Annotated in this window: 1 pseudogene; it reads left to right on the top strand. The window is 67.7% G+C overall.

Features of this window, described 5'->3' with window-relative positions:
* Positions 1-223: pseudogene (locus E4K09_RS19840) on the top strand (ribosome maturation factor RimM); the annotation flags it as partial.

Here is a 223-nt window from a genome sequence, read left to right as displayed (position 1 = left end):
GTTCGGCCGCGCCCACGGCCTCAAAGGCGAGGTGCGGCTCAAATCCCATACGGGCGATCCCCAGGCGATCGCCGGTTACAGGCCGCTCATCGCGTCGAACGGCAAAACTTAGTCCCTCAAGTCTGTGCGCCAGGCTCCTGGCGGCACGCCCGATCTCCTGATCGCCGTCGTCGAGGGCGTGACCACCCGCGAAGCCGCGGAGGCCTTGAACCGCGTGCAGCTC

Origin of the sequence: Microvirga pakistanensis, assembly GCF_004458765.1 — a bacterium.
Lineage (GTDB): Bacteria > Pseudomonadota > Alphaproteobacteria > Rhizobiales > Beijerinckiaceae > Microvirga > Microvirga pakistanensis.
The sequence above is the reverse complement of the archived record's forward strand: the minus strand, read 5'-3'. Positions and strand labels throughout refer to the sequence as shown.